Here is a 14,888-nt window from a genome sequence, read left to right as displayed (position 1 = left end):
TCGATCTTGTATTCCAGCGTGTACGTCGCCGACGCGCCGAGGCGGACGTCGCCGCCGCCCCAGACGTCCTCGAACACATAGTCCGCCAGGAAATCGATGCCGGACGTCTTCACGGTCGGCCCGTTCACGACGAACGATTGGACGCGCGAGATGTTGGCGACCGAGCAGGCGCCCTGGAACGTGAAGCGCGCCTGGAGGCCGGCGAAGGCGGGGTTGCCGCACCGGGCCGCGGACCCGCCCGGGAACATGGTGTCGACCATCGGACCCGAGGGCTCGGCGACGATCGGCTTGTCGAAATCGAACCGCCAGTAGTCGATGCTCGCCTTGAAGTTGCCGATGTCGAACAGGACGCCGGCGGAGTAGGTGGTGGCTTCCTCGGGTTCGAGGTCGGGGTTGCCGGTGAAGTCGATGGCCCGGAACGAGCCTGCGATGAAGCTGAAGCCCGTGCCGGTGCTGGGGTTCAGCGAGGTCAGCGGCGGACCACGGAATGTGGTGCCCACCGACCCACGAAGCGCGAGCCAGTCGGTCACCTGCCAGCGCGCCGAGGCTTTCGGATTGAAGGTGGAGCCCACCTCGCCGCCATAGTCCTCGTAGCGGGCGGCCAGCTGCAGTTGGATGGCATCGGTGAACGGCACGCTCAACTCGGCGAAGGCCGCATAGATCGACTGCTCGAGGTCGGCCTCGCTCGCAACCGAGAGGAACAGGAACGAACCGGCACGCGGCGAGCAGGCCGTGCTTCCGGTGATCGGCGTGTCGATGCAGGGCGAGACGTCGCGGTCCGCGAACTGGTTGTAGCTTGTCTCGAAGCCCTCTTTCCGGAACTGCACGCCGGCCGCCCAGGCGACGTCGCCGCCGCCAAGTTCGATACCCGTCTTCCCGGTGACAACCGCATCGAACACGAACAGCCGGGCCCTCTGCTTCGTCGACAGTTGCGGGAAGAACCAGCGGATCAGGTCCGGATTGTTCGTCACCGCGGAGTTGAACCCGGGATTGGCCGCTCCGGTCACGGCGTTCGCCTGGATCGCGTTCGAGAAGGGATTGAAGAAGTGGCAGCCAAGCGCCTGGTTGCCGGCGTTGGTGGTGAAGTTGGCCGTCTCGGCCGCGGTGCAGCCGCCGCCGGTGTCCCCGGCCAGGCTGCCGAAGCCGCGCATGGCCAGCTGCAGGCGCCCGACCACGGTGTCGTAGCCGGTCCGACGGGCCACTTCCTGGCCGTAGGTGACGGCCACGTCATATCCGAGGCCGCCCCAGGGCAGGTCGCCCTTCAGTCCGGCCGAGACGCGATACGCCTCGTACTGGCGCAGGCCCACTGAGGAGCCGCGGTCGTTGAACAGGGGGTTGCCCCCGAACGAGAGCGGACGATAGCGGACACCAGGGAAGTACGCGCCGGTCGCGTTGGCCGGAAGCTGGGTCGGGTTCGCCGCCTGATAGGCGATGTAGCCGGGGTTGTTGGACGGCACGAAGAAGCCGTTCGCAACCAGCACCGTTGGCGAGATGTTCCCGGCCGTGGGATTCGTCGTGGCGGTCGGGGTCTGCAGCGCCAGATAAGAAGGCGACGTCTTCCACCGCGGCACGTCCGTATAGGCGTAAAGACCCTCGGCGTGGAAGTGGTGGTTCTCGGACAGGTCGAAGTTCGCCTCGCCGTAGACCTGGTACCGGTTCTCGTGCTCGACGAGGTTGTCGTACTCCGTGTACTGCCAGTTGCAGGCAGGAAGGGCGCCGCCCTGAAGCGCGCCGCCCAGCGGCACGCAGCCCACGTCCACCCGGTAGGAAGCAACGGCGCCAGGAACCAGGAAATTGGTGGGCACAAAGCGGCCGGTCGCGTCCTGCATGACGGGCGTGAACGCCGTCACGCTCGAGCCGCCCGACCAGCCGCCCTGGGCGTTTTCGGCGAACGTCTGCTGAGCCCAGCTGCGGTCCGTGGTCCGCAACTCCGAGCGATGCTGATACCCGCCGCTCAGCATGATGCTGCCGTTGTCGAACGTCATGCCCCAGATGGCGGTGGCGTCCCAGTCGCCCTTGGAGCCATCGATGTAGCGATAGCTGCCGCCCACCTCGAGGCCGTCGAAGTTGGTGCGGGTGATGAAATTCACCACGCCGCCGATGGCGTCCGAGCCATAGGTCGCCGCGGCGCCTTCCTTCAGGACCTCGACCCGGCCGATGGCCGCGGTCGGCAGGGTGTTGGTGTCCACGATGCCCGCGCCGCCCGCGCCGAACGGGTTGATGGCCATGCGCCGGCCGTTCAGGAGCACGAGCGTCCGCTGGGCGCCCAGGCCGCGCAGGTTCACCGAGCCCGACCCTTCCGAGCCCTGGGAGCGGGTATCGAACTGGTTCGTGTCGCCCAGCACGCCGCTGGACACCGACAGGTTCTTGATCAGTTCAAGGGTCGAGGGGGCGCCCTGCTTCTCAAGGTCTTCCTGGGTGATGACGTCCACCGGGAGGGCGGCGTCTTCCGGCGTGCCCCGGATGAACGAGCCAGTGACGACAACCTCACCGACTTCCGTAGGGCTTGTCTGAGCCTGCGCCTGCGCCTGCCCGGCCATGCCCATCGCGATGAGCGCGGCCACGGCCGATGTGCTGCAGAAGAACCTGCCTTTGGTCATTGCTTTCCTCCCCTCGGCAGCCTCTGCGGTGGGCCGTCCTGAGTGGGCGGAATAGTGAAGGCGTTTGTTGCACGTCGGCTACATAAATCTCACCGTTCGTCCAACGATCGTTTGAGACAGCGGCGTCGCGGCAACACCTTGTGACGTAAGGGATAGGTCGATCCGGCGCGGTCGAAAGGCCCGTATGGCCAAGCTTGGCCCTAAATGACGTCAGCGTCACTTTCCGGGAAGTCGTCCACACCCTCCCGTTCGGCCCGGTCCAGCTGGAAACGCAGTTCGCAGCGCAGGCCCTCGGGCCGGTAGTCCATCGCCACCTCGCCGTTCAGTTCGCGGGCCAGGCCCTCCTGGATCAGGCGCGAGCCGAAGCCCCGGCGCACCGGCGGCTGCACGGCCGGCCCGTCGCGTTCCTCCCAGACGAAGGCGATCTTCCCGCTCGCGTCCAGGCTCCAGGCGATGTCCACCCGACCGCCGTCGCCAGAAAGCGCGCCGTACTTCGCCGCGTTCGAGCCCAGCTCGTGCAGCGCCATGGCCAGGCCCAGTGCGTGAGGGGCCTTCAGCCGCACGCCCGGACCGGCGACGGAGAAGCGCGCCCCCGCCGGCTCGTCGAACGCCGCCACCGCCATCCGCACCACGTCCTCCAGGTCGGCGCTTTCCCAGCTTTCGGCGGTCAGGAGGTTGTGGGCGGTGGAGAGCGCCATCAGCCGGGACACGAACGCCTCGCGCGCCTCGACCAGGCTGCGGCCGCTGCGCATGGTCTGCGCGCCCATCGACTGGACGGTCGCCAGCGTGTTCTTCACCCGGTGGTTCAGCTCGTTCATCAGGAGCCGCTGGTGCTCCTCGGCGCGGGTGCGCTCGGCGATCTCGCGCTGGGCCGCCTGGTAGAGGCGTCCGTTGTCGATGGCGATGGCCGCCTGGTTGGCGATCCCCACGATCAGCCGCTCGGCGCGCACGGTGAACACGCCCGGGTCGGAATGCCCGAACAGAAGCCCGCCGATCACCTCGCCCGAACGCGAGCGGACCGGGGCGGCCAGGTAGCTCCGCACCGGCAGGTGGCCGTCGGGCATGCCCCGGTGCGGCGGGTTGTGGCCATAGCGGGGATCGCGGGTGATGTCGGCGACCCGCACCACGCCCTCGCCGGCGAAGGTGGGGGCGAACACCGCCGTGTTGCGCGGATGGCCGAACCGGTCGAACGCCGCCCGCGGCGCGCCCGAGAGCGCGTACAGCATGTAGGCTTCGCCCACATCGTCGACGACGTTGTAGAAGAAGGCCCCGAACTGCGCCCCGCTCAGCGAGCGCCCGGCGTCGGTCACGGCCTGCACGGCGGCGTCCAGGTCGAGCTCGGCGGCGATCTGCGCGCCGGTGCGGTACAGGGTCTCCAGCGCCTCGGATTCCTCGCGCAGCCGCCGCTCGCTGGCGCGCAGCTGCTCGCGCCCGCGCCGCTCGTCGGCCACCGCCGCCAGGATCAGCACCGTGGCCGAGACGATGGCCACGAACTGCTGGGCCAGCAGCACCTGCTCGCGGACGCCGCGGACCTGGATGAAGGGCCCGAAGCCCTCGATCACGCCCAAAAAGACCATGAACGCCAGGCCCGCGAGCGCCGCCGAGGCGCCCCGCACCGCGAAGGCCAGCGCCGGCCATACCAGCACCGGGAAGATGAACCACGACCGCAGCAGCTCGGGCGGCGTCCAGATGAAGATGGCGTAGGCCGCGCCCACCGAGACCACCAACGAGGCGGCCAGGTGCAGGCGGTCGGGCCAGCGCAGCGCCGGACTGCCGCCGGGCCGCCACGTGAGCAGCGCCGGCGCGACCGCGAGCACGCCGGCGACGTGTCCGAACCACCAGGTCAAGCCCAACCGGCCGGCGCCGCCCGCCTCCGCCACCACGGGCGCGCCGAAGGCCGCCGATATCGTGGCTCCGAGCACCCCGCCGCCCAGGAGTAGCGCCAGGATGTCGTTCAGCGTCGTCAGGTTGGGGTCGAGCCGCAGTCGCCGAAAGAGCAGCGCCGGGACCAGCGCCGCCAGCGTCGCCCCGCCCGCCACGACCAGGTCCCCAGCCTCCGGGGGCCGGCCGAGGGCGAACATTGCGATGAGATGGCCCACGAAGACGCCCGGCCAGAGGCGCGAGCCGCCCACCACCAGGGCCGCGAACGCGACGCCCGCGGCGGGCCAGAAGGTCACCCCCGCGTTCGGGGCGAATAGCAGGTAGAGGCTGCCGATCGAGGCGGCGCCATAGGTCAGCGCCAGCGCCGCCGCGGCTGCGAGCTCGCTGCGGCGCAGCGGCAGTATCGCGGCGACCCAGCCGACCCCCCGAGGGCCCGCCGGCGCGGCAGATGGGATGCTCCCCTCCACCCTGACTCCTGTCGTCCCCGGCGCCGGGCCGCGGGACGGACGAGACGTCCCCGGCAGGGCCAAGCTTTGCAGAACACTGATCCTAGGCCGAAGGCGCCGCCCCAGCCAGACCACGCCGCCCCAGGCGCGAATCCTGTTGCGCCCGCCACGGCCGCGCGTTCAGTCTGCGGCCTGTGTTCCGCTCTCGGGGGCCCGGCGTACATGCGCGCAGGGATTGTGGATGGCCTTCTCATCAACGCTCGCGAAGTCCGACGGCAGGCTGACGTACATCCCCGCCGGTCGGGTCGATCTGGAGTCGATCGAGGCGTTCACGACCAGCGTGGTGGCGGCGGCGCGCGAGGCGAAGGCTGACACGGCTGTGCTGGTGGTCGACCTCTCGCAGCTCGCCTTCATGATCTCGCGCGGCCTCCGGGCGCTGACCCTGGCCCAGCGCGAGGGCGTGACCGTGAAGCTCGCCCGGCCGAACGAGGACATGACCGACATCCTGCAGATCAGCCGCTACGACAAGCTGTTCGAGATCGAGGCCTGACATGCTGGTGCGCTTCTGGGGCACGCGCGGCTCGCTGCCAGTGGCGCTCACCGCCTCCGCCATTCAGGCGAAGGTCGCCCGGGCGCTGGTCGCCGCGAGCGGCCGCACCTTCGCCGACGAGGCCGAGGCGGCCCGTTTCGCGGCGGACGAGCTGGGCTTCGCCACCTTCGGCGGCTACGGCGGCGCCACCTCGTGCGTGGAGATCGAGGGGGCCGACGGCGCCTTCGCCATCTGCGACATGGGCTCGGGGCTCCGGGAATTCGGCCTCGACAGCTTCCGCCGCATCGCCGCCGGCCACCCGCCCGTCTACCACTTCTTCCTGTCCCACCTGCACTGGGACCACATCATGGGCTTCCCGTTCTTCGGGCCGGCCTTCAACCCCAACGCGACGATCGTCATCCACTCGGGCCACCCCGACGCCGAGACCGCACTCCGCCGCCAGCAGGAGGAAATCTCGTTCCCGGTGCCGTTCGACTGGCTGCGGGCGAAGTTCGAGTTCCAGGTCCACACCCCGGGCGTCCCGTTCGACGCCGCCGGCCTCTCTGTCAGCCTGATCCCCCAGCACCACAGCCACGACTCGTATGGCTACCGCTTCGAGAAGGCCGGCCGCGCGGTGATCTATTCCACCGACAGCGAGCACAAAGTCGAGAACATGGACGCCGAGACGGCGTTCGAGGCCTTCTTCGCCGGCGCCGATCTGGTGATCTGCGACACCATGTATTCGCTGGGCGACACGGTCAGCCTGAAACAGGACTGGGGGCACTCGTCCAACCTCGTCGCCGTCGACCTCTGTCACGCAGCGGGCGCTAAGCGGCTGGCGCTGTTCCACCACGAGCCGACCTATTCGGACGAGGACATCGCCCGTATGCACGGCGAAACCCTGCGCTACGAGGAGCTGGTCCGCGCCGATCGGCCGCCGCTGGAGGTCATCTGCGCGTATGACGGACTCGCGGTCAAAGTCTGACTCCTTAGGCGAGCTCGATCGCGGCGCGCGGCTTCGCGTCAGGATCGGCGGTCTCGTCGCCGCGCTGGCCGGCGCCCTGCTCGTGGCGTTCGTGGGACCGACGCTGCGCCAGCCGCTCGTCGACCTCTACCAGCGCGTCTCGCCGCCGCCGCTCGCCAGCCCGAAGGTCAAGGTGGTGGTCATCGACGCCGAGAGCCTCGGCGCCATCGGCGGCTGGCCCTGGTCGCGCTATGCGCTGGCCCGGCTCACCGAGCAGATCGCCGCCCGCGGCGCGGTGGCCATCGGCTACGACTTCCTGTTCGTCGAGCCCGACCGCCAGGCGCCGGACGAGTTCGTGGCCGCCTATCCCACCGAGCTGTCGCCGGCCGCCGCCGCCGAGGTCGCCGCCCTGCCCTCGATGGACGCCATCTTCGCCCGGGTGATCGGCCGCACGCCCGTGGTGCTGGCGCGCGCCGGGGTCGACGCCTCGTCGTACGACAGCGTGGCCGAGAGCCTGCGCAACCGCCCGCCCCCCTTGCCACCGGAAGTGACCTTCGAGGGGCCGCAGCCCGCCGCCATCCCGCTGTACCGCGCCGCGGTCTCCAACCTCCCGATCCTGGACGGCGCGGCCCTCGGCCACGGGCTCGCCAACGGCCCGCCCGATTCCGACGGGATCATCCGCCGCGTGCCGCTGCTGGGCCGGCCGTACGGCGTCCTCACCCCCAGTCTCGCGCTCGACCTGGTGCGCGTGGCCGAGGGCGCCGACACCGTCCGGCTGGAGGGCGACAAGGGCGGCCTGGACGCCATCCGCATCGGCGGCCACCGCGTCCCGGTGGATCCAGGCGGCCGCATCGAGCTGCGCTTCGCCGGCCGGCCCAACGACGCCGACGATGACCGGGTGGAAGACTACCGCACCGTCCCGGCCGCCGATCTGCTGCGCCGGGGCATCCCCGCCGACGCCTTCAAGGACTCCATCGTCCTGGTGGGCCTGACGGCGGCGGGCACGTCCGACGTGGTCACCACGCCGCGCGATCCCGAGACCTACGGCGTGTTCGTCCAGGCCCAGGCGGTGGACGCCATCCTGCGCAGCGCCGCGCTCGCCCGCCCGCGCTGGGCCGCGCCGCTCGAGTGGGGGATCGGCCTCCTGCTCGTCCTGGTGTCGTGGATCGGCGTGCCGCGCGCCGCCATGGCCGTGGTCGTCACGGGCGCCGCCGTCGAGATCGCGGCCGCCTTCGCCGCCAGCTGGATCGCCTTCCTCAACAATCTGGTCATCGACCCCTATCCGATGCTGGTCCCCGGCGCGGCGTCGTCGGCCGTGCTGGTCACCGCGCTCTTCGTGGAGGGCCGCCGGGTCCAGTCCCGCCTGCGCACGGCGCTGGAGGACGAGCGGCTGTCAGCCGCCCGCATCTCGGGCGAGCTCGCCGCCGCCAGCGAGATCCAGCTCGGCATGCTGCTGCCCCGCGAGGAGCTCTCGCGCATCTCGCCGGCCGTTGACATCGACGCGATCCTGCAGCCCGCCAAGACCGTCGGCGGCGACCTCTACGACGCCTTCCGCTTCGACGACGGCCGGGTCTGCTTCCTCGTCGGCGACGTCACCGGCAAGGGCGTGCCGGCTTCGCTGTTCATGGCGCTCTCCAAGGCCCTGTCGCGCAGCCTCCTGATGCGGCCCGGCATGCCGCTGGGCGCCGCCATCCGCGAGATCAACGCCGAGCTCTCGCGCGACAACCGCCAGGCGATGGCGGTGTCGGTGGTGGTGGGGGTGCTCGACCCGCGCGACGGCCGACTCGACCTCTGCTGCGCCGGCCATGACAACCCGGTGATCGTCGACGCCCAGGGGAACGCGCGCCAGATCCCGCTCGACGGCGGCCCGCCCCTCTGCGTAGCCGAGACCTTCCCTTACCCGGTCGAGACCCACACCCTGGGCCCCGACGACCTCCTGATCGCCTTCACCGACGGCCTCACCGAGGCCCAGTCGCCCGCCCAGGAGCTGTTCGGCCGCAAGCGCATGCTGGCGGCGGCGGCCGAGGCGGCGAAAGCCGGCAACGTGACGGCGGCGGTCGACGCCCTCGTGGCCCGCGTCCGCGCCTTCGAAGCCGGCGGCGAGCCCAGCGACGACCTCACCATCCTGGCGTTGCGGCGGCGGCCAGGCGGGCCGTGACGCCTACCATTGGATGTCTCCCGCGCTCGACTTGCACGGTGTGATTGTAGTTTAAGGTGGAGCTGCGCTCAGGGACGCCCTTCCATGTCGCAGTTCGAGCCGCCGCCCGCCGCACTGCCGGGCCCGGCCGCCCACCGTCGCATCCGCGTGCTCGGCCTGGCCGCGGGTCTGGTCGTGGCTGTCTTGGTCGCCCTGGGCGGCGCCAGCCTCTCCCAGCCGCTCTACGATCTCTTCCAGGGCGTGGTCCCGACCCCGGACGTCTCGCGCCGGGTCCACGTCGTGGTCGTCGACGCCGAGAGCCTTCGCGAGGTGGGCGGCTGGCCCTGGTCGCGCTTCTACATGGCCCGCCTGGTCGAGGAGATCGCCGAGCGGGGCGCGGTCGCCATCGGCATCGACGTGCTGCTGCCCGAACGCGACCGCTCCGACCCCGCCGACTTCGCGCGCCTCTACGCCGAGCTGCCCCCGGCCGCGGCCGGCCAGGTCGCCCGGCTGCCGTCGATGGACGCCGTCTTCGCCCGTGTCGTCGGCCGCAATCCCGTGGTCCTGGCCCGCGCCGGCGTCCGGCCGGGCTCGTTCGACGACCTGGAGCAGACGCAGGCGCCGCTACCGCCCGCCGCCCACTTCGAGGGCGCGCCGCCGCCCCGACTGCTGGTCTTCCCCAAGGTGGTGGCGAACCTGCCGATCATCGACGGCGCCGGCATGGGCCACGGCCTTGTCAACGGCGACCGCGACCCCGACGGCGTCGTCCGCCGCGTGCCGCTCGCCGCCCGCGCCGCCGGCCCCGTCACGCCGGGCTTTGCGCTGGAGCTGGTCCGCGTCGCCCAGCGCGCGCATACGATCGCGTTCCGGAACGGCGAGGTCTGCGCCGGTCGCGCCTGCGTCCCCTCCGGCCCCGATGGCCAGCTCGTCTTGCGCTTCGGCGACTGGCGCGAGACCCCGACCACGTCAGCCGTGAACCTCATGCGCCAGGGCATGCCGGCCGACCTCTTCAAGGGCCAGATCGTGATCGTGGGCGTAACCAGCGCCGGCATCGCCGACGTGGCCGGCACGCCGCGGGCCCGGGCCGTCTCCGGCGTCTTCGTTCAGGCCCAGGCGGTGGACGCGATCCTGCGCGGCTCTGGCCTCACCCGGCCGGTTTGGGCGCCGATCCTGGAGTGGAGCCTCGCGGTCGCCGGCGTGCTCACCGCCTGGCTCGGCGTGCCGCGGGCCTTGATGCGGACGGTGATCGCCGCCGCGCTGCTGCTGGCCGCCGCCGCCCTGGCCGGCAGCGCCCTGGCCTTCTCCGGCGACCTCCTGGTCGACCCGATCCCGATGATCGCCCCGGGGGCCGCCACCGCCGCGGCCATGCTCGTGCTGCTGGTGATCGAGGGCCGGCGGGCCGAGGCGCGCCTCGAGGCCGCCCTCGAGGGCGAGCGCCGCATCGCCGAGCGCCGCCAGACGCAGCTCGTCAACGAGCTGAACCACCGCGTGAAGAACACCCTGGCGACCGTCCAGAGCATGGCGGTGCAAACCATGCGCCCGCACCGCACCCCCGAGGAGGCGCGCGACGCCTTCGTCGAGCGGCTGATGGCGTTGAACGCCGCCCATAACCTCCTGAACGAAGTCCACTGGGGCGCGGCCGACCTCGGCACGATCGTGCGCACCGTGGTCGCGCCCTACGACGACATCCCCGGCGCCCGCTTCCGCATCGACGGGCCGCCCGTGCCGATGCAGGCCAGCCACGCGCTGGCCTTTGCGCTCGCGTTGCAGGAACTGGGGTCCAACGCGCTGAAGTTCGGCGCGCTCTCCACCCCCACGGGCCGGATCCGCATCTCCTGGCGCGCCATCGACGGCGGCCGCATCGAGTTCCGCTGGGTCGAGACCGGCGGCCCCGCCCTGGCCGAGGCCACGGTCGGCGGCGGCTTCGGCACGCGCCTGATCCGCCAGGGCCTGGCGCGCGACCTTGGCGGTGAGGTGCGCCTGATGCCGCGCCCGACCGGCCTCACCTGCGAGATCGTCTTCCGGCCGGACTAGCGGAGGATCACGTCGACGCGGCGGTTCGTGGCGTTGTCCACCCCGTCGCCCGTCTTCACCTTCAGCTCCCGCTCGCCACGACCGGTCGTCTTGGCGTTCTTCACAGGCAGGCCCTGTGCGACGAGGACGTCGCGGATCTCCATCGCCCGCTCGCGCGACAGCCGGTCGTTGTCCTCGGTCGAGCCGACGGTGTCGGTGTGGCCGGTGATCTGCACCCATGAGTTCGCGTCGACGGCCTTCCGCAGCGCGTCGAGCCGGGGCCGCGAGGCAGCCGTCACCGTCGTCGTGCCTTCTTCGAAGTAGAGGATGTAGACGTCCGGCGGCGGCGGCAGGTGCGACATCAGCTCAGTGTGCGGCCGCGTGACCGGCCGCGCCCCCACCGTCTTGCCGCCCACCTTCGTCCAGGTGTTGGGCTGGGTGAGCGCCCCCACCTCGGCCCCCGTGTCCGGGCGCATCACGGCCACCGAACCGGTGGCCCCATCCGCGTCGGGATAGAGGCTGACCCTAGGGGTCGCGCAGCCCGCCAGGACCGCGGCGAACGCGAGCCCCAGTGCGAGCCTGCGCATCACGGCACGTCCACCACGAAGGTCGTGCCCCGCGCCGCCAGCAGCGACGTGGGCGTGCGCACCTTCATGGCGTCCTTGTTCTCCTTGGCGATCTGGCCCGAGACCACGCCCAGCGAGCCGCGATCCACGGTGGTCAGCGACTTGCCCCGGTGCGTCGTGTCGTCGAACTCGAACTGGCTGAGCGCGACGCGGCTGTTGGGGCCGATGGCGAACCGGGAATTGTCGACGAAGGTCACACCGATGCGCCCGTTCGAACCTGTGGTCAGCACGTCGCTGACCAGTAGCTGGCGGCCCGGCGCAGCAGGGCTGGCGGCCTGGCCGCGCCAGACCTGCGCCGTCCCCACCACCGATTTGATGCGCCCGATCTCGGCCGTCTGGCCCACCGCCGGGGCCGGCGCCGAAAGGGTCAGCGTCGACAGGCCCGCAGCCATCAGCAATCCTGCAACCAGCGCCCGCGTCTTCATCCCGGCTCTCCCGAAACCACAGGCGAACAGACATAGCTCAGCTCAGCGCCCAAGCCGACCCCCCAGAGGGCCTCGCCGGACGCGTTGTCGTGCGCTTGCGCATCGTGGCCGACAAGCAGGGCGTGATCCGCGCCGCAAAGGCGGCCCGCGCCTTCGCCGCGCGCTGCGAGCTCGCCGAGCGGCATGCCGACCGCCTGGCCCTGGTCCTGGAGGAGTGGCTGGGCAACGTCGTCGAGCACGGCGGCGCGGCCCCCGGCTCGCGCATCGTCATCCGCCTGGACCGCCCCGACGCGCGCGTGCGGCTCACGATGAGCGACGCGGGCGCGGCCTTCGACCCGCGCGCGGCCGCCTTCCAGGGCCCCAACCTGCAGCGCGGCGGAGGCGTCGGTCTGGAGCTGGTGCGCGCCTGGGCCGAGATCCTCGACTACCGCCGCCGCCGCGCCCGCAATCGCGTCGTGCTGGCGGTGGGCGCGCCGTGAGCGACCATCGTCCGCGCCGGCCCTGGCTGGCGGCTGCGCTCGCGCCGCTGCTGCGCGAACCCCGGCCACGATCCGGGCCTGCGCCGGCCTGATCTGACGACAGGGACGCGTCGCCGCCCAGCCTGCCTCAGCCGGCCTGCGAGGCGGGCGTGGGCTTGTCCGTCCAGACGTGGCCGGCCGGCGCGTGGCGCGCGGCCTTCTCGATGGCGGCGATGGAGTCGGCCGTGAACACCGTCCCGATCTCCTCGTACGGCGCCCAGGCCTCGTCCTCGTCGAAGTAGCGGCCGTTCATGTCGTCCACGAGGCTCTTCACCAGCTCCACCGCGGTGCCGGACCGCCGCAGCCCGCCCTCCCACTGCTCCCAGTAGGCCGTATGCATGTCCTCGATCACATAAAGACCGCCCGGGGCCAGCAGCGGCCACAGCGCCTCGAACGAGAGGCGCTGGTGGCTGGCGATGTGCGAGCCGTCGTCCAGCACGAAATCCAGGCCCCCCATCTCGGCGACCGTCGCCCGGAGGAACTCGGGGTCGGCCTGCGAGCCGATACGGACCTGGTTCGGCGCATCGACGCGCCCGGCGCACTCAGGATTGATGTCGATGCCGAAGATCGTCGCTTCCGGCCCGAAGTACTTGCGCCAGAGCTCCAGCGAGCCCCCGTGCATCACGCCGATCTCGAGCATCCGGATCGGCCGCCCGCGGTAGGGCGCGAGCGCCCGGTCGTAGAACGGCAGGTAGTGGACCCACTTGTTCGCCGGCCGTCCGTGGTGGGCGAAGAAGATCTCCTCGAACGGCCCGGGGTTTGGCGAGCGGCGGGCCTCCGCCTGCTCGCGCGTCAGCCGCAGGTCCTTCCCGTAGAGCGGCGGCTTGGGATGCTGGCGGCGCAAGGCGGCGGTGCGGTCTGATCGGTTCATCGCGCCTCCATAGGGGAACCCCGGCGGCGAGGCCAAGAGCGCAGCGCGCGGCGCGGCGTCCGCAGCGGCTGAAAGTTTTGTATTTTCGAAGGAAAGAATGGTGGACGCGGCTGGGATTGAACCAGCGACCCCTACGATGTCAACGTAGTGCTCTCCCGCTGAGCTACGCGTCCGCCCTTCAGGAAGGCGGGGATATACAGATCGGCCCGGGCCTTCGCAAGCGGCCGTCGGTGCGCCAAATCGTTCTTGAGGTGCGCGCCCTCCGGGCGGCGAACCGGTATCCACTTCGCCTGAGGGCGCGCGTCAGGCCGCGATCATCCGCTCCACCTCGGAGACGATCTCGCGCAGGTGGATGGGCTTGCTCAGCACCTTGGAGCCGGCCGGAGCCTTCTCGCCGGCGGCCAGCGCAACGGCGGCGAAGCCGGTGATGAACATGATCCGCAGGCCCGGATGCTTGGCGGCCGCCTGGCGCGCCACCTCGATGCCGTCGATGCCGGGCATGACGATGTCGGTGAGCAGCAGGTCCCACGGCTCGTCCAGGTGGGTGACGGCTTCTTCGCCGTCGGGGCACGCCGTCACGTCGTGACCGGCGCGCTCGAGAGCGCGGGCCAGGAAGCCGCGGAGGCTGTCGTCGTCTTCGGCGAGGAGGATTCTGGACATGGCGTTGCTGCGGGACTGATCCCTTACAATAGCTAGCGAAGGGTAAAGGCGCCATGAACCCGTTTGACGCGATCCCGGAAATCACAATCTCGCGTAACGCGATCTCCTTTGACGCTGCCCCCCGCGACAGCGTTCTATGCCCGTGATGAACGCGCTTCCGTCCCAACCCGGCGCCGAGACGCCCGCGCCCAACGGCGAAAGCATCACGGCTGCGTTCGAGATCCGCCGCGCCGGCACGGCCGCCGCCCCACCGACGCCCCTGGTGTTCGCCTCGCCGCACTCGGGACGGCTCTACCCGGAAGACATGATGTCGGCCGCGGCGCTGGACGCCGTCTCGATCCGCCGCTCCGAGGACGCCTTCGTCGACGACCTGATCGCCAGCGCGCCCGGGCATGGCGCGGCGGTGATCACCGCCGGCTTCGCCCGCGCCTACATCGACCTGAACCGCGAGCCGTTCGAGCTGGACGCCACCATGTTCGCCGACGAGCTGCCCGAGTTCGCCCGCTCGCGCACGGCGCGGGTGGCCGCCGGCCTGGGCGCCATCGCCCGCGTGGTGTCCGAGGGCCAGGAGATCTACCACCGCAAGCTCACCTTCGCCGAGGCGAAGGCGCGCATCGAGGGCGCCCACCGGCCCTACCACGACGCGCTGGCGGGTCTGATCGGCGAGGCCCAGGCGGCCCACGGCTTCGCCATCCTGGTGGACTGGCACTCGATGCCGGCCGCCGCCGCCCGGGCCGGCAGCCGCGACCGGCCCAGTGACATCGTGCTGGGCGACCGCTTCGGCGCCGCCTGCGCGGGCGTTCTGCCCAGCCGTGTCGAGCGCGAGTTGGAGGGCCTGGGCTACCGGGTCGCCCGCAACACCCCCTACGCGGGCGGCTACACCACCGAGCACTACGGCCGGCCCGGCCGGCGCGTGCACGCCCTGCAGGTCGAGATGAACCGGGCGCTCTACCTCGACGAGGCGACCTTGACGCCCACCTCGGGCTTCGAGCGCCTGCGCGGCCACCTGGAGGCGCTGACCCGCACCCTGGCCGGGGCCGACTGGTCGGCGCTGAGGGCGGCGTGACGCACCCGAGGCGGCGCGACCTGCTGGCTGGGGCGTTCGCGCTCGCCGCCGGGCCCGCCATGGCCCAGACCGCTACGCCCTACGCCTTGCGCCCGACGGCGGTGAAGCGGGCGGCCGCCATCGCCGAGGGACGCAAGCGCATCACGGCCTAC

General features: G+C 71.4%; 12 protein-coding genes and 1 tRNA gene. 6 read left to right on the top strand and 7 right to left on the bottom strand.

Translation table 11 applies throughout. The features are described from left to right. The coding region (locus VGD44_RS11470) for a TonB-dependent receptor plug domain-containing protein (protein ID WP_331087033.1) at positions 1–2,600 on the bottom strand (2,600 nt) is incomplete at its 3' end. 200 nt (positions 2,601–2,800) lie between these two features. After that, positions 2,801–4,948, bottom strand: coding sequence for an HWE histidine kinase domain-containing protein (locus tag VGD44_RS11465; protein ID WP_331087031.1), 2,148 nt, complete (start codon positions 4,946–4,948; stop codon positions 2,801–2,803). A 220-nt stretch (positions 4,949–5,168) separates the two neighbouring features. Between VGD44_RS11465 and VGD44_RS11460 the strand changes: the two genes are divergently transcribed. From VGD44_RS11460 to VGD44_RS11445, 4 genes are all read left to right on the top strand, one after another. Next, on the top strand, positions 5,169–5,477 hold the full coding sequence (locus tag VGD44_RS11460) for an STAS domain-containing protein (protein ID WP_331087029.1): 309 nt from the start codon (positions 5,169–5,171) through the stop codon (positions 5,475–5,477). A 1-nt stretch (position 5,478) separates the two neighbouring features. After that, positions 5,479–6,441, top strand: a complete 963-nt coding sequence (locus VGD44_RS11455; protein WP_331087027.1) for an MBL fold metallo-hydrolase — start codon at positions 5,479–5,481, stop codon at positions 6,439–6,441. After that, positions 6,416–8,578, top strand: a complete 2,163-nt coding sequence (locus VGD44_RS11450; protein ID WP_331087025.1) for a CHASE2 domain-containing protein — start codon at positions 6,416–6,418, stop codon at positions 8,576–8,578. Before VGD44_RS11455 ends, VGD44_RS11450 begins: the two co-directional genes overlap by 26 nt. A gap of 84 nt (positions 8,579–8,662) precedes the next feature. After that, entirely contained in the window at positions 8,663–10,591 is a 1,929-nt protein-coding gene (locus VGD44_RS11445) for a CHASE2 domain-containing protein (protein WP_331087023.1), read from the top strand. Here the strand turns inward: VGD44_RS11445 and VGD44_RS11440 are convergent. Both VGD44_RS11440 and VGD44_RS11435 read right to left on the bottom strand, forming a co-directional pair. Next, positions 10,588–11,157, bottom strand: a complete 570-nt coding sequence (locus VGD44_RS11440; protein WP_331087021.1) for an OmpA family protein — start codon at positions 11,155–11,157, stop codon at positions 10,588–10,590. The two genes, VGD44_RS11445 and VGD44_RS11440, sit on opposite strands and share 4 nt — an antisense overlap. Further along, positions 11,157–11,621: a FecR family protein gene (locus VGD44_RS11435; protein ID WP_331087019.1), complete on the bottom strand. Its 465-nt coding sequence runs from the start codon at positions 11,619–11,621 to the stop codon at positions 11,157–11,159. The genes VGD44_RS11440 and VGD44_RS11435 overlap by 1 nt, the downstream gene beginning before the upstream one ends. A gap of 89 nt (positions 11,622–11,710) precedes the next feature. On the opposite strand from VGD44_RS11435, the gene VGD44_RS11430 reads away from it, so the two are divergent. Next, positions 11,711–12,100 (top strand): ATP-binding protein, encoded by a 390-nt coding sequence (locus VGD44_RS11430; RefSeq protein ID WP_331087017.1) that lies wholly within the window; start codon positions 11,711–11,713, stop codon positions 12,098–12,100. A gap of 127 nt (positions 12,101–12,227) precedes the next feature. Here the strand turns inward: VGD44_RS11430 and VGD44_RS11425 are convergent, their stop codons facing one another. The 3 genes from VGD44_RS11425 to cpdR form a co-directional block, all read right to left on the bottom strand. Next, on the bottom strand, positions 12,228–13,010 hold the full coding sequence (locus tag VGD44_RS11425) for a class I SAM-dependent methyltransferase (RefSeq protein ID WP_331087015.1): 783 nt from the start codon (positions 13,008–13,010) through the stop codon (positions 12,228–12,230). A 98-nt stretch (positions 13,011–13,108) separates the two neighbouring features. Further along, positions 13,109–13,183 (bottom strand) — tRNA-Val (locus VGD44_RS11420). Positions 13,184–13,313: 130 nt separating this feature from the next. Then, a complete protein-coding gene (gene cpdR, locus VGD44_RS11415) occupies positions 13,314–13,670 on the bottom strand; it encodes a cell cycle two-component system response regulator CpdR (protein ID WP_331087013.1) in 357 nt (118 codons plus the stop codon). Positions 13,671–13,806: 136 nt separating this feature from the next. On the opposite strand from cpdR, the gene VGD44_RS11410 reads away from it, so the two are divergent. Beyond that, the gene (locus VGD44_RS11410) at positions 13,807–14,736 is read left to right on the top strand and encodes an N-formylglutamate amidohydrolase (protein WP_414694642.1); all 930 of its coding nucleotides are present in this window, start codon (positions 13,807–13,809) and stop codon (positions 14,734–14,736) included. The last annotated feature ends 152 nt before the right edge of the window (positions 14,737–14,888 follow it).

Source organism: Phenylobacterium sp., assembly GCF_036402295.1.
Lineage (GTDB): Bacteria > Pseudomonadota > Alphaproteobacteria > Caulobacterales > Caulobacteraceae > Phenylobacterium.
The sequence above is the reverse complement of the archived record's forward strand: the minus strand, read 5'-3'. Positions and strand labels throughout refer to the sequence as shown.

Bases quoted from the DNA above. Each gene is read 5' to 3' on its own strand.
- VGD44_RS11445 (WP_331087023.1), top strand. From the start codon at position 8,663: ATGTCGCAGTTCGAGCCGCCGCCCGCCGCACTGCCGGGCCCGGCCGCC.
- VGD44_RS11450 (WP_331087025.1), top strand. From the start codon at position 6,416: ATGACGGACTCGCGGTCAAAGTCTGACTCCTTAGGCGAGCTCGATCGC.
- VGD44_RS11425 (WP_331087015.1), bottom strand. From the start codon at position 13,010: ATGAACCGATCAGACCGCACCGCCGCCTTGCGCCGCCAGCATCCCAAG.
- VGD44_RS11435 (WP_331087019.1), bottom strand. From the start codon at position 11,621: ATGAAGACGCGGGCGCTGGTTGCAGGATTGCTGATGGCTGCGGGCCTG.
- cpdR (WP_331087013.1), bottom strand. From the start codon at position 13,670: ATGTCCAGAATCCTCCTCGCCGAAGACGACGACAGCCTCCGCGGCTTC.
- VGD44_RS11455 (WP_331087027.1), top strand. From the start codon at position 5,479: ATGCTGGTGCGCTTCTGGGGCACGCGCGGCTCGCTGCCAGTGGCGCTC.
- VGD44_RS11460 (WP_331087029.1), top strand. From the start codon at position 5,169: ATGGCCTTCTCATCAACGCTCGCGAAGTCCGACGGCAGGCTGACGTAC.
- VGD44_RS11440 (WP_331087021.1), bottom strand. From the start codon at position 11,157: ATGCGCAGGCTCGCACTGGGGCTCGCGTTCGCCGCGGTCCTGGCGGGC.
- VGD44_RS11410 (WP_414694642.1), top strand. From the start codon at position 13,807: ATGCCCGTGATGAACGCGCTTCCGTCCCAACCCGGCGCCGAGACGCCC.